The sequence below is a fragment of the Treponema sp. genome, from assembly GCF_045641405.1.
Lineage (GTDB): Bacteria > Spirochaetota > Spirochaetia > Treponematales > Treponemataceae > Treponema_D.
This window is the reverse complement of the sequence record NZ_JAZUGX010000062.1, coordinates 47,691-62,361: the sequence shown is the minus strand read 5'-3', so window position 1 is coordinate 62,361 and position 14,671 is coordinate 47,691. Positions and strand designations below refer to the sequence as shown.

Here is a 14,671-nt window from a genome sequence, read left to right as displayed (position 1 = left end):
CCCTGCTCCGCTATCTTTTTATAGCTGTAGTATGTTTGCAAGACCAGTCTTAGTTAATGCGAACTAAGAAGAAAAGATAGCTCCCGCAGGGAACCAGGGAAAGCCTGCTGGGTGCGCCCCTTCCACAAGAAAAGCAGAGGGCTTCACCCTCAGATTCAGAGTGGGTTGCAAGTCGCAGTTTCCCCTGAACCCCTGCTCCACTATCTTTTTATAGCTGTAGTATGTTTGCAAGACCAGTCTTAGTTGATGCGAACTAAAAAGAAAAGATAGCTCCCGCAGGGAACCAGGGAAAGGTCTGATTTTTATTTTAGGCTTTGGTCTGACAACCAATCGTACAGGTTTATGTTTCCATCCGTGCATCGGTCGTTCAGTAGATAAATCCAAGAAGCGTGACCTTCGTATTCGTATGGAGTGTCGTGGATTTCGTTTTTTTCTTCCCTTTCTTTTCTTTCATCAATATCGTCGGTGTAATCCTTGAAATATTTTCTGGTTGCATCAGTTACATTTTCAAATATTGATTTATGAAGGTTTGTGGCACCTGAATTTTCAAACCTGTTGATTAAGCCTGCAGCATATCTTTCTGGCTTTAGTGTTTCATCTGTTTCTGCATAAATAATCCATATAGGTTTGTCGTAGATTTTTTCAATATTGCTATAATTGAACTTTGTGAAAGGATACGCAGGACAGCATGCAACCAAAGCAGCAAAAGATTCTGGATAGCAAAGCCCCATGTTCAAAACCATGTATCCACCAGCAGATGCACCCATGAGGTAGATTCTTTTTTCATCAATCTGTGGATTGTTTTTTAAGATTGAATCTATGAGCTCCTTTACTGTTGAAGTGTAGCGGGAAACCGTGTTTTCGTTATTTCCAGTTTCCTTTCCATAGGGAGATGTGGAACTGATTTTAGCGAATGGAAATAGAACCTTGCTTGCAATGCTTTTCTTGATATTCACTTCATCAAAAATAACCCATTTGTAATTTCCATTTTTATCTTTGGTGTCGCTTTCAAGCCAGCTGACTTTGCTTTGAGGAACCAATACTGCCGCACCATTTGTAAAATGATTTTGAATTTGTTCCTTTGAAAGATTTGGAACTGGATTACCTAAAAGTGGATTCCATGGATTTTCACCGCCTTCAGTAAGTCCATGGAACCAGATTATGAGCGGAATTTTTTCTGATCTTGAACATTCAGGCATGAAAATGGAATATTTCATTGTATCTTGGCTTCCTTTGAAATCACCCTGCACAAATGAGTTCAAGCTTTCGCTGCTGATTGCAGTTCTTTTACCGATTTCAAATTCAAGTCTTTTGTTTTCAATTTTGTAACCGTACAGGTCGTCTACTCCAGAAGGTTTTTTGAAAGAAACATATGGATTTGAATAGGTAGCGTCTGGATGAACTTCAAGCAATATGGTGATGTAGGGGCTTCTATCCTTAGTTCTTGTTCCGTTCTCATCGCAAAGAAATGCATCGGTTACTATTCTTTCACTTAGAGCAGGGCCATAGCTTTTTGCAGAATCTGTTCTGCTCACCATATGAACCTTTACGCAGAAGTCTTTTATATCAACCGCAGAATCAGCGACCTTGTGGTCAAGGCAAATCAATATTTTGTCTGTAGCAGGTCCCCAATCAAAGGTGTTGATGTACTGAATGTATTCATTTGGCTGCGGTTCAGCTTTAAAATTGAATTCCTGAGAATGAAGTGAAAATGCGATGCCGATTAAAGCTGCAAGTAAAAATCTTTTTTTCATCAATCATATTAAAATGAATAATCAAACTCTTTTCTACACCCATGCGAAAATTGCATTTTTTAAGTTCTTTCTATATAATTGTAGATTATGAGTGAAACAAAGCGTACAGTAGACGAAACTACTTTGGAAAATCTTTTGTATCTTTCAAGACTTTCTCCTGAAAGCACAGACATGGAAACCTTAAAGAAGCAGGTTGATGACATCGTTGGATACTTTGACATCCTTTCAAAATACGATGACAGTGAAAACCCATATGACGCATATCCAACAACAACTGCGGAACAGCTTCGCGGCGATGATATTGTTGCTGGCCTTGAAATGCACGACACAAAGAAAATCAACGAGCCAAACTTCAAGGACGGATATTTCGAAGTTCCAAAAGTATTGGGCGAGGGTGCATAAAATGACAATTAACGAAACAGTAAATAAACTTAAGAACGGTGAAACAACTTCTGCCGCTCTTGTAAAAGAACTTATGGCAGTTTACGAAGAAGACAAAAAGTCTTCTTTGCCTCTCAATGCTTTCCTTGAAATGTTTGAGGATGCCGTAACAAAGGCAGAAGCTGCAGACAAGGAAATTGCGGAAGCAAAGGCAGCCGGAACATTGGACAAGCTTTTTGAAGACAAGCCTCTTCTTGGCGTTCCTTTTGCGGTAAAGGACAACACAAGCGTACGCGGACACAAGCTTACTTGCGGTTCAAAAATCCTTGACGGCTATGTTGCTCCATACAATGCAACAGTAATCGACCGCCTTGAAAAATCCGGAGCAATTCCTCTTGGCCGCTGTAACCAGGATGAATTTGCCATGGGTTCTTCAACTGAATATTCAAGCTACGGACCAACACGCAATCCTGTAAACCGCGAATATGTTTCAGGCGGTTCTTCCGGTGGTAGTGCTGCAGCCGTTGCCGCAAACCAGGCAGTCTTTGGTCTTGGAACTGAAACTGGTGGTTCAGTTCGCCTTCCGGCTTCTTACTGTGGAATCTACGGTCTCAAGACAACTTACGGCGTACTTTCACGCTGGGGTATCGTTGCCTACGGTTCATCTTTGGATCAGGTCGGTATCCTCGGTCATACACCAAAGGACATCGCACTTCCACTTTACGCAATGAGCGGAGAAGACTTCTACGACGACACATCCGCTGATCTTCCAAACAAGGACAGCCTCAAGAACCTTGAAGCATACAAGGATTTTTCTTCACTCAAGATTGCTGTTCCAAAGCAGTTTGCAGAAGCAAAGGGTCTTGATGCAGATGTTGCAAAAGTTTTTGAAGACACAAAGGCATGGTTTGAAAAGAAGGGTGCAAAGATTGAAATCGTTGACCTTCCAATTCTTGACGCATCAATTGCTTCATACTATGTAATCGCCCTTTCAGAAGCAGCATCAAACTTGAGCCGCTTTGACGGAATCCGCTACGGAAACAGAGTTGACGCCGGCAAGGGATACGATGAACTTTACGTTGAAACCCGTTCAAACGGATTTGGACCTGAAGTAAAGCGCCGCATCATCATCGGCAACTACGTTCTTTCTGAACAGTTCTCGGGAACAACATACAAGAAGGGAATGAGTGTTCGCGCACGCATCCAGAAGGAAGTTGCAAAGCTTTATGAAAGCTACGACCTCATCCTTTGCCCTACGTGTCCAACTGCTGCATTCAAGCTTGGTCAGAAAGTGGACGATCCTCTTGAAATGTACCTGAGCGACCTTTACACGGTATTTGTAAATCTTGCACGCATCACATCAATTTCTGTTCCTGCAGGAAAGAACAAGGACGGCATGCCAGTTGGAATCCAGTTTGCAGGTCCAATGTTCAGCGAAGCAAAGGTACTTTCCATTGCCCAGGCATGGCACGAAGAACATAAATAAAAATTGACGTCCTGTCAATTTTTATGACGACATTTTTGTATATCAAGACTGTCGGGTGTTGTTGCTTTCTTCATGAATCCATAAAGCCATCAGATTTTCTGATGGCTTTTTTTGTTGTATGCTTGATGTAAAATCTATCTACATCAAATCTTCTATTATAAGGCCCTTTGGTTCAAGGATTTTCATGATCTTGGCTTTGGCATCCTCAATCTGCTTTTCTCGAGCTTTTGCTCTTTCCTCGCGCTTTGAGTCACGGACTTTGAAACGGGATCTCATTTCTTCTGCATCCATATAGATATCCTTGCCATCGAGGACTTCCTTGATTTCAGCCTTTGAAAGAAATTCGCTGTAGTTGCGGATCATGACATCGGCGAACCATTTTTTCTGGAACTCGGTGTTCTCAATGACATTTCCAAATTTTCCGTAGGTTCCGCCTGTCCAGGAATGAATCATCATGTAGCTGTTGGGAAGAACTCGTATGCGGTCTCCTGCCATGGCAATGAGACTTGCACCTGAACAGCAGGCTCCTTCAATGCTGACAAAAACATCAGCCTTGGATTCAATGAGCATGTCATGAATCTGAATGGCCGTATCAAGATTTCCGCCATAGCAGTTGATGTGAACTTCAATCATGTCACACGGACGGGCTTCGGCACAGGTATGGATCCATTCATCGTAGTTGGATGAATCCGTGATGTCCGAAGTAAGGTAAAAGTCATAGGATGTTCCAAGTGGAATTTCCCTGGAAACAACGGCTGGCCTTGATGTCCTGTCATCAAATCCGCGTTTGCGATCATCATCCATCCAATTACCCATTTTCTTAGATCCATACATCATCTGTTTCATGTAAATTCTCCTTGGGCATAAAGCCCGATAATATTGTGCAAAAAAATACAAAATTTTAGTCTCATGGAATGAGACAGAATTTTATAGAAAAAATTTTCGTAAAAAATAAATTTCTCATTTGGTGAGACGAGAAAACTTTATATTGCACCCAGGTTAAACATTTACACCTGACGGTACTAAAAAGAAGAATCAGTTGACTGATTATATATCACTTGAAAGGAGGAAACATATGACATAGCATTGCAATAATAAAAAATTAGAAAATTAAATTGGGAAATTTTGGGATTATAATTGCTCCAGTCCTAGGCTGGGGCTCTTTTTGATGAAAATCGATATGATGTATAATGTCAGCAGAAAATTGCGAGGCGCGTATGAATAAAGAAAAGAAAGGTAATGGTGAATTTGCGATATACAGAAGAATTCTCAGAATCGATGAACTTATAGCAAGCGGCTGCTATCCAACAATTGAAGAGTTGATGGAAGATCGTGAAGAACTTGGAAGTCGCGCCACAATCTACAGGGCAATTGAACTCATGAAATTAGAACTGAATGCGCCAATTAAAAGAGAACCAAAATCAAAAGGATTTTATTATACCGATAGAACCTATAGGCTACCAACGGTTTTTACCACGGAACAGGAAATGTTTGCCGTTTCAATTCTCCAGAATATGGTAAGCAATCTTAAAGGAACACCAGTCTATGAAAGTGCAAAAAAAGTTCTCGATACAATTCAGAAAAGTACGATAAAAAATCCAAATGAAGTAAAGTGGAATGCAGAGAACATATTCTCAGACGATACCGACCTGGAATGGACACACAACAAATATGTTTTTCTTGATGACTGTAGAATCGATATTTCGGAAAAAAACTGGAATATAATTGGAAAAGCATTAAAGGAAAACATAATCATAAAATTCGATTACAGCGGAATCTGGAAAACTGAAAAGATACAGCGCAGAGTTCAGCCGTATCAGGCAGTGTTTTCAAACGGAACCTGGTATTTGTGGTGCTGGGATCTTTCAAAAAAAGCATTTAGGCTTTTCCAAATTCCAAGGATGAGCAATATAAAACTCTCAAAGGATAATTTTACAGTTCCACCTGATGCGGATTTTAAAATGCATTCCTCTGGTGCTTTTGGTGCATTTAGCGGTGAAACAAAAAAGTCAGTTGAATTCAAGGCTCAGTTTTATGATGAAGCATGTGGATTCATCTGTGACAGAAAATGGGGCGACAATCAAAAAATTGAAGAACAGAAGGACGGCAGCATAATTCTTTCTTTCAGGGGCAACCAGCTGTATCCATTTTTAAAACTGATACTCGGTTTTGGCTGTAACGCAAGGCCATTGGCGCCTAAACAACTGGTTGATGAATGGGAAATTCATGTGAAGAAAATGGTAAAGAATCTGAAATAGGACCTGTGACAAACATATTGTGGTCGAAAAGTAAAGCTGTTCCTGTAGTTCAGATTTCTGTCTTACCTGTTTTTCTTAAAGCTTCTTCAAGTTCATTCAGGGAGATTCCAAAATCTGCGGCTGCGGTTTCTGGCGTCTGATTGTATTTTGTCACGAGGAGAACTGCACCTGCCAATGCAGATTGTTGGATTCCAGCTTCCTTACCTTCGTTGAAAGCTTCTTCCTTTTTTACTGCGATATCTTCGTCGTAATCGTACTCTGCAAGAAACATGTTCACCACCTCTATGGAATGAGTTTTCAGGTATTCAGGTAGATAGCCTTTGGAAATTGCGGTTTCAATTGCAAGCCTGTATGATTCAAAATCATTTGGAACTGCCAATTCCCTTATGCATTCAACAAAACCAACGTACTGTTTTAAAATATCACAGTCTTGAAAATTCTGCAATTGCGATTTGATCTGCATAAAATCTGAGGATAATGATTCTGTGGAATTATTTTTGCCTGCATTTGGCCCGATGTTGAATACTTTTACTTTCAGCTCCAGTGGTAGACATTCAAGCTTTTCAAGAAAAGCATCGCTTAGGTTAAGTGAGGTTTCCAGTGGGTATGATTTAAGTCCATTGTAAAATACATAGAATTCCGGCGTTGGTATTTTATAGATTGTATTTTGATATCTCGCTCTGGACGGAATCATCGCATTGTACAGTTTGACTAAATATTCAAGAAACCTGAGAGGCATGTTCTCGTTGATCGTAGACTGGTGTTCGACCATGACAATCAGCCTGCCGTTGACCAGCATGCTTACATCATTGTTGAAAGTCTTGTATACCGACTGTGGAATTTCTTTCAGTTCCATCTGTGTGTCTTCCAGCTTCAAATTTGTTTTATGAATTGAATTGTAAAGACTGAGGAAATTTTCCTTGCGCTTAAAAAGATCCACAAAAACTGAATCCTTGTATGTTCTGTTGAATAGAGCCATGTTTTTCTCCGCCAATAAATTTGTGACAAAGCTGTCATATATTTAATAATCGAAAAAAAACAAAAACATGCACTTTATTAAAAACTTTTTTATAAAATTCTTACTACATGAGACGGAAATGTTGTAGGTTTACCAGCATAGAAGGATTTCTATTTTGCGGCGGCTAGATGTTCAGCAAGGGAGACTATGGTTCCCTTGTCTCTGGAAGATAATTTAGAGAAGGCCTTGATGAGCTTTTTTTCTTCCTTTGAATCGAACTGCTGCAGGTGCTGCAATTCCGGAGGTGTGGGAGTAGGTTCAGATGTTTTTCCTGTCACAAGATATTCAACGGAAGTTTCAAGAACTTGTGCAAGCTTAACGGCAACTTCGGCACTGGGAATGCACCCCCTGTTGCCCACATAGCTGTCTATGGCCCGTTTTGAGATGCCTGCCTTGTCCGCAACTTCCTTGTCAAGAAGTCCAAGAAAATCAATCTGATCCCTAAGTCTTTCTCTAAAACCCATGAACTGAATGATATCACTATATTGGTACTGAAATTTTGACAGTGCTAAATTAGTGATATATAATTGGGAATACTAAAATAGTGGGAGTCAAGGGATTTTGAGGCAAATGGAAGACAAACTGTCTTATAAAGACATTTACAATGAATTGTGGAGATGCAGAGATTTTGAAATTACAAATCTATGGCAAAGATCAATATTTCTTGTAACTTTTTTGACTGCTTGTGCTGCTGGTTATGGCACTGTTGTTTTGAAATGCTTAGAAAACAGCGAGATTTTAACAAAATTATCCTTTAATTTCATTTGTCTTGGAATTTCATATTTAGGTTTAATTTTTTCTATCCTCTGGATTATGATGGCAAAAGGATCAAAATATTGGTATGAACGATATGAAAATTCAATTTGTGAAATGTTTGAATATCCTGATGAGTTACTGGAGGAAAATTTAATAGAAAAAATCAACTCTATCCCTTACTATGGAAATCTAAAACAGCCTAAAAAGACATCTTTTTTTCTCATATCTTCTGATCCAGGAGAATATTCAGTTTCAAGAATAAATTGCTTTATTGGAGTTATCTGTTTTATCTGCTGGTCAATCATTTCGATTTTTCATAGTACATTAATTTATCGAAATTCAAATTTCAGTTTTTGCCCTACTGTATACAAACAAATAATTTTTGCTCTTATCCAATATTTTGTTTTTTACTTGTTTATCAGACTGATCAGTTTTCTATTTTGTTATTCTGGGGATATAGATAATGAATAAGAAACTGTGTTTATTTGTTATTACTCTTGTAATTAGTTACCTTTTAATAATTTTCCTTTTAATTGAGGTTTTGTTTATGAAATCATTAACTTTAGGAAAAGTTTTTTTCATTCTTGTTGGTTTAATATTTATTTGTGCTTTATTATGTTCGCCAATCATTTGGGATTCTTGTTTCAATCGTAAAAAAATCACATCAAAGAATACTATACTCATTGGTGAAGATACAGTTTTTGTATTCTTTGATGATGAAATAAGTAATAAAACATTCTCCGATTTTAAAGAAATAAAAAAACTTTCACTCAAAAATCTCAATAAAATAAAAAAGATAGATAAAGCTGCATTTATAGGGTTTGATAACCTTAAATCTATCGAATTACCAGAAAGTATTGAAAGAATAGAAGATTATGCTTTTGCTGGCTGTAGGTCACTAACTGAAATTACTATACCAGAAACAACCAAATATATCGGCGAAAACTGTTTTTTAGGCTGTGATAACTTAATCACAATCAATTTTCAAATACCAGAATCAAAAGTTACGAATTGTGAGGTTGATATATTAAATTACGATAATAAAAAAATATCTTACCTAGAAAATTGTCAATTAATATTTAAAGAAGAAAACAAAGAAAGAACTCCAACAAGTGAGGAAAAATAAATGGCAGAATTTAAAATCATTGCAAACGAAGAAGAACAGACAATTCAGTATCTTATTGTAGCTGAAGGAAAAGAAACCGAAATAGACCGCAATAATCCCTTAAGAAAATATGACTACAATTCATTCTTTTCTGATTTAACGGGAGCAATGGATATAATCAAAAAGAATTATGACAAATTGAAGTTTATTGGTACTGAAGAAGAATATGAAAAGGTCAAAGATGTCATCGATGATTATTATGAAGATGAAATAAAACTTGCGAAGATGAAAAAAGTTAAAAAAGAGCAAGTTCCTGTAGAAGAAAATTCAAAGGAGATAGTTTCGGTAAATGAAGACGAACAGGTAAAAAAACTATTGGATGAAGGAAAAGAATATCGTAGCAAAGGGGATCTTGTAGAATCTTTTCTTCGTTTTAAGCATGCAGCTGACTTAGGCTCTGATGAAGGTGAAAGTTTTGTTGGCCGGTCATATCTTCTTGGAGAAGGAATAGATCAAAATGTGGATAAAGGGCTTAAAATATGTAACAAACACCTGGACTCATCAATCGTTTTATGTTCTTTAGGAGAATACTATGAATCAATTGATGATGAGGACAAAGCTTTTGAGTTTTATAAAAAATCAGCAGAAAAGGGGTATTCTCAGGCGGAATATATGCTCGGAAAATGTTATCTATATGGAATTGGAACTGATATAAATGAGCGTGATGGTCTAAATTTACTTGAAAAAAACAATACAAACCTTAATGCAAAAGTTTGTCTTTGTGAGTATTACGAAACGAAAAAGAATTACAAAAAAAGTTTTGAAATCATTAATGAACTTCAAAATCTGACTGAAGAAAAAATCTCTTTTATTAATTATAAGATGGGAGAATACTATTATTACGGCTATGGTTGTGATACTGATATTTCTAAAGCTATTAGCTACTTAATGATAGCAATTGATGAAGAGGAAACAATAGATATTGGAGAAACTGGTAGAGCTTATGCAAAAAGTCTTTTGGGCTGGATTTTTTGTACAGAACCTGAAGAATCTATAGATTATGAAATTCGCATGGAATTTGATTTTGATATTAAATCTATCCATGAACTTGGATACAATCTTATTTCAGAAGCAGCACAAGAAATTAATGATTCTAACACTTATGCCTACTTAGGTTTCTGTTATGCACAAAAACTGGGAAATATTGGAAATAGCAATCAATTCAGAGATATGTTTAAAATTGCTTTAGATGCAGATCCTGAAAATGGAGATGCTTATTTTTTATTGGCAATATGTGAAGACAATAATGCTGATGATAAAATAGATTATTTTAATGACTTTGAAAAACTTAATAACTCTACGGAAATAATAAAAAGAAAGGTGTATGAATATTTATATAGGATTAGTAAAAAAAATCATAAGGATGATGTCAATACATTATGCTCATTGGCATATTTATGTCTGAAAGGTATTGGTTGTGATGAAGATTCATACAAAGGAAATGAACTACTTAAGAAAGTGGAATCGCGGGGTGGTTTTGCGAAAAAATTTACAAAACAGCTAAAAAATTATAACTTCAGCAAATGATAAGGTAAGTGTTAAAAAGTATCAGTGACATAGAATTTCAAACGATAGTCATTTTTTTTACATGACACTTGCAAAATCAATCTATGAAGGTCGTTATATGTTTCATTGGTATTTTTTAACTCTTACATAATAAAACTTAAACTTTCACGGAGAATTAACTATGGGCATCATCTCATCAATTAAACAAAAAATATCAAATTGGGCTGAAGATAAATATAATAAAGTCGGAGACAAGGTTGCAGCGCTTTCAAAACTTTCTCAACAACAAACTGAGGATATTGAAAAATTAAGAACACAATATCTTTCAGAAGTTCCTTCAATGGACAGTGCTGGTGTTGCCGAACTTACAGCTCGACTCATAGCTTCTAGTTCTGTTGAAGTATTTAATTCCTATCTACCACAGATAAAAGATGTTTACCTTGTAAAAGAAGACAATACTAAATTTGAAAAAGATATAAGAGTCAGATACTTTGATGTTACAAGGTGGGTCTTTGACAGGCGGGAAAACAATCTTGAGAAACTTATAAATGTATATGAAGTTCTTTCAGAAGAAGATTGTAATATTGGTCTTATCTTTAATCGCACTAAAGAGTCGGTAAAATGTTATTTGGCGGTTACGGTTACAAACGAAGAAAAAGTAGATCCAACCGTAGTTGATGGATTTAGCAAACTTCTTGCTTCCTCTATAAAAGGAAATTTTCCTGGTTCCGAAATACTAGTTAATAAAGATGGAGAAGGGCAAAAAGGAACACCTGACTGCCTGACTGCTGGAAATTATTCGGTTGCTTCAATGTCAAACATACCTTCTGAAAAATCAGAAAAATTCATCAGCCAGACAATGGAAAAATTACTGGATGGTATTGTTCCAACAGATAAAAAAGGTGACGATGAATATACGATAGTTCTTCTAGCAACTCCTGTGCATGACATCGAAGAAAGAAAAAATCGTCTTGCTCAAATTTATACAGCTTTGTCTCCATATTCTGCATGGCAAACGAATTTTACATTTACACAATCAGATTCTACAAATTCCCTAGCCAATTTTGGTGTGAATGCAGGGATGAGTGCTGGTTTACAGTATGGACACAATCTAGGTGTTAATAATTCAAATACACATACAGATTCTAAAGGCAATCAATCAGGTTCTTTTGAATCAAGAACAGGTCATCAAGGAAATGCTGTAAAAACGTTAACTAGAAATTTCGGCGGTCTCTTGTCACTTGTTCCTGGAGGAAGATTAATTCGTACAGGATTAGAAGTCGCTTCTGATTTAATTGGCGATAAGACAAAAGGAAAATCTCATTCGGAAACAACAGGAACTTCTGATTCCATTACATCAGGAAATTATTCTGGTTCAAATAATGGTATTCATGCAGGAGCAAATTTGGGTGCAAATTTCGCACGTTCTTCAAGTGTAACTGCAACCATAGGAAAAAATGAAGGGATTACACAATCTTTTACAAATTATAATATCAAGCATCTTCTTGAATACCTTGAAAGCCAGATGAACCGCTTAGATCAAAGTTCTGCTCTTGGCATGTGGGACTTTGCAGGTTATGTTCTTTCTAAAGATTCAAATACGGCAAATAGTGTTGCCCATACGTATCTCGCACTTACACAAGGTGAGGATTCTTATCTGACAAAATCATCAATCAATTCTTGGCACAATGGATATAATGATGAAGAAAGTGAAGAAGCAAATGAAATTTGTAGCTATGTGACAACACTTAGACATCCTGAATTTGTTCTTGCTAAATCAGTTGTGGATGAAGATAAAACATTCCTTGTATATCCACTACAAGTCACTCCTACTACGGCATTATCTGGTAAAGAACTTGCATATTCTCTGAACTTCCCATCTAAATCTGTTGCAGGTCTCCCCGTTCTTGAAACTGCATCTTTTGGACGAAATGTGTCTTCCTATAATTTGAATGGCAATAAAAATGATAATGACGCAAAAGAAATTTGTCTTGGCAACATAGTTCACATGTACCATGAGGAAAAAAATATTCCTGTAAATTTATCACTGGATTCATTGTGTTCACATGCTTTCATTACTGGTTCGACAGGTTCAGGTAAATCAAATACAGTCTACCAAATCCTTTCTGCCTTAAAAAAAGAAAATATTAAATTCATGATTATTGAACCTGCAAAAGGTGAATATAAAAATGTTTTTGGAAATGATAAGAATGTAAAGGTTTATGGAACAAACCCTCAATTGACAGATGTTCTTAGAATTAATCCGTTCAGTTTCCCGGATGAGATACATATTCTTGAACATCTTGATCGTCTTGTCGAAATTTTTAATGTTTGCTGGCCTATGTATGCTGCCATGCCGGCTATTTTAAAGCAAGCAATAGAAAAATCATATGAAGATGCAGGTTGGGATTTAACAACTGGAAAAAACAAATATGATAAAAATTACTATCCAACATTTGAGGATGTTACAAGGAGCATACGCAATGTAATTAACTCTTCAGAATATGAAGGCGAAACACGAGGGAATTACAAGGGTTCACTTCTTACAAGATTATCATCGCTAACAAATGGAATAAATGGCCAGATTTTTACAACAAATGAAATAGAGTTTGAAGATCTTTTTGATGAGAATGTAATAATTGACCTGAGTCGTGTAGGAAGTCAAGAAACAAAATCTCTTCTTATGGGCATTATTGTCTTGAAACTCCAGGAATACAGGATGGCAACTGGTGACATGAATTCGAAATTGAAACATGTAACTATCCTTGAAGAAGCACACAATATATTACGAAGAACATCGACAAATCAATCCTCCGAAATTGCAAACTTGGCAGGGAAATCAGTTGAAATGCTCACAAATGCAATTGCTGAAATGCGAAGTTATGGGGAAGGATTCATAATTGCCGATCAAGCACCTGCCTTGCTTGATATGGCTGTTATTAGAAACACAAACACAAAAATTATTATGCGTCTACCAGATTTGGGCGATAGAGATCTTGTTGGAAAAGCAGCGAACCTAAATGATGATCAGATAAATGAACTTGCAAAACTTCCAACAGGTGTTGCTGCAGTCTATCAGAATGAATGGTCGGAAGCTGTTCTTTGTAAGGTGACAGAATTTACGGAATATAAAAAGGATTATCGTTATAAAAAAGAAGATGACAAAATCAATACTGCTCCGGATACAAAATCCGTCTCAACAATTACAAAACTTTTATGTGAAAACAAAAAAATGACATTGAAAGATGAAAAAATTGTTGATAAATTGGATATCAGTGGAACTGCGAAGGCAAAAATTATTGATATGTTAAAAAATCCTTTAACTACTCAACCAGCACCACGCTTTACAAAACTTGGAGAAGTATTAAGTTGCCTATATCCAGAAACATTCAAATCTGTAAAAAGAATTTGTGATAGCAATATCAATAGAGCTGAACTTTGGACAACTGCTATCAGATCAGAACTTTTGGCAGAAATTGGAGAAAATTCTCTTGATGTGCAACTTCAAAATGATGTTATCCAAGCATTGATAACTCAGTATATTTTCAATGATTTAGGGAAATCCGTCGAATTTAGAGAATGGCAGATTCACAACGGTTTCTAATTTATGATAGGAAGAAATTATGATTGATGGAATAAATGAAATTAATACTTCGACTGAAACATTCAGAAATTTTCTTTTTGATCCTGACAAAAGAATCGAAAGCAAACTAGATTCTTTCGATAAAAAAAATGGAGAAAATCTGTTTGACCCAGATAAGAGAATAAATCCTGATATTAAACCAATAGTTGTTACTGATAAAAATGGGAAAGAACCGTATGAACTTGGATCTTTTGATGGTGGACGCTATGGTGATATTATAGGATCTTGGGGATGGGGCGGATACGAAAAAGAATACGGACTTGAAGTTCATCACATGCCTTCAGGAGATTCAATTCCATTTGATTACAGAGATGGACCTGCAATTACAATGCTTGAAGAAGATCATAAATTAACTGCAAGCTATGCCTATTCTGAAGAAGCTATCGCTTTTAGAGCCAAAGAAGCTGAATTAATAAAACAAGGAAAGTTCCGTGATGCTTTGCAAATGAACATTGATGACATCCATTCCAAATTCGGAAGTAAATACGATATCCAAATTAATTCCATGCTCGAATATGTTGATAAATTAGAGCAGACAGGAAAGATTTAAGCATTATCTATTTTTTTTCTCACCCCATGAGACAAAGCCATGGTATCTTCAAGACATTACTTGGAGGTAAACATGGATTTTGTTGCAATGCACTTAAAAAAGCAAATATTAAATGTCTTTGAAAATTCGATTTTAATGTACAACCTAAGATATC

General features: G+C 36.4%; 12 protein-coding genes. 8 read left to right on the top strand and 4 right to left on the bottom strand.

Going from position 1 to position 14,671, the window contains the following annotated elements; all coding sequences use genetic code 11:
• Nucleotides 1-302: 302 nt before the first annotated feature.
• Nucleotides 303-1,754 (bottom strand): alpha/beta hydrolase-fold protein, encoded by a 1,452-nt coding sequence (locus ACKI39_RS09620; RefSeq protein ID WP_407399962.1) that lies wholly within the window; start codon nucleotides 1,752-1,754, stop codon nucleotides 303-305.
• A gap of 87 nt (nucleotides 1,755-1,841) precedes the next feature.
• On the opposite strand from ACKI39_RS09620, the gene ACKI39_RS09615 reads away from it, so the two are divergent.
• The gene (locus tag ACKI39_RS09615) at nucleotides 1,842-2,156 is read left to right on the top strand and encodes an Asp-tRNA(Asn)/Glu-tRNA(Gln) amidotransferase subunit GatC (RefSeq protein ID WP_318689944.1); all 315 of its coding nucleotides are present in this window, start codon (nucleotides 1,842-1,844) and stop codon (nucleotides 2,154-2,156) included.
• Nucleotide 2,157: 1 nt separating this feature from the next.
• Nucleotides 2,158-3,621, top strand: a complete 1,464-nt coding sequence (gene gatA / locus ACKI39_RS09610; RefSeq protein ID WP_407399960.1) for an Asp-tRNA(Asn)/Glu-tRNA(Gln) amidotransferase subunit GatA — start codon at nucleotides 2,158-2,160, stop codon at nucleotides 3,619-3,621.
• A gap of 138 nt (nucleotides 3,622-3,759) precedes the next feature.
• On the opposite strand, the gene ACKI39_RS09605 is transcribed toward gatA, so the two are convergent.
• The gene (locus tag ACKI39_RS09605; RefSeq protein WP_407399958.1) at nucleotides 3,760-4,467 is read right to left on the bottom strand and encodes an ATP-dependent Clp protease proteolytic subunit; all 708 of its coding nucleotides are present in this window, start codon (nucleotides 4,465-4,467) and stop codon (nucleotides 3,760-3,762) included.
• 371 nt (nucleotides 4,468-4,838) lie between these two features.
• Between ACKI39_RS09605 and ACKI39_RS09600 the strand changes: the two genes are divergently transcribed.
• A complete protein-coding gene (locus ACKI39_RS09600; RefSeq protein WP_407399956.1) occupies nucleotides 4,839-5,879 on the top strand; it encodes a helix-turn-helix transcriptional regulator in 1,041 nt (346 codons plus the stop codon).
• 49 nt (nucleotides 5,880-5,928) lie between these two features.
• On the opposite strand, the gene ACKI39_RS09595 is transcribed toward ACKI39_RS09600, so the two are convergent.
• Both ACKI39_RS09595 and ACKI39_RS09590 read right to left on the bottom strand, forming a co-directional pair.
• Nucleotides 5,929-6,858 carry an Rpn family recombination-promoting nuclease/putative transposase gene (locus ACKI39_RS09595; protein WP_407399954.1) on the bottom strand — a complete coding sequence of 310 codons (930 nt, stop codon included), beginning with the start codon at nucleotides 6,856-6,858 and terminating at the stop codon, nucleotides 5,929-5,931.
• A 149-nt stretch (nucleotides 6,859-7,007) separates the two neighbouring features.
• On the bottom strand, nucleotides 7,008-7,361 hold the full coding sequence (locus ACKI39_RS09590; RefSeq protein WP_407399952.1) for a helix-turn-helix domain-containing protein: 354 nt from the start codon (nucleotides 7,359-7,361) through the stop codon (nucleotides 7,008-7,010).
• Between the two features lie 106 nt (nucleotides 7,362-7,467).
• On the opposite strand from ACKI39_RS09590, the gene ACKI39_RS09585 reads away from it, so the two are divergent.
• From ACKI39_RS09585 to ACKI39_RS09565, 5 genes are all read left to right on the top strand, one after another.
• Entirely contained in the window at nucleotides 7,468-8,124 is a 657-nt protein-coding gene (locus ACKI39_RS09585; RefSeq protein WP_407399950.1) for a RipA family octameric membrane protein, read from the top strand.
• Nucleotides 8,125-8,200: 76 nt separating this feature from the next.
• Nucleotides 8,201-8,779 carry a leucine-rich repeat domain-containing protein gene (locus tag ACKI39_RS09580; RefSeq protein WP_407399948.1) on the top strand — a complete coding sequence of 193 codons (579 nt, stop codon included), beginning with the start codon at nucleotides 8,201-8,203 and terminating at the stop codon, nucleotides 8,777-8,779.
• Entirely contained in the window at nucleotides 8,780-10,345 is a 1,566-nt protein-coding gene (locus tag ACKI39_RS09575) for an SEL1-like repeat protein (RefSeq protein ID WP_407399946.1), read from the top strand.
• A gap of 160 nt (nucleotides 10,346-10,505) precedes the next feature.
• Nucleotides 10,506-13,928 (top strand): ATP-binding protein, encoded by a 3,423-nt coding sequence (locus tag ACKI39_RS09570; RefSeq protein ID WP_407399945.1) that lies wholly within the window; start codon nucleotides 10,506-10,508, stop codon nucleotides 13,926-13,928.
• Nucleotides 13,929-13,947: 19 nt separating this feature from the next.
• Nucleotides 13,948-14,517 carry a hypothetical protein gene (locus ACKI39_RS09565; protein WP_407399943.1) on the top strand — a complete coding sequence of 190 codons (570 nt, stop codon included), beginning with the start codon at nucleotides 13,948-13,950 and terminating at the stop codon, nucleotides 14,515-14,517.
• Nucleotides 14,518-14,671 lie beyond the last annotated feature (154 nt).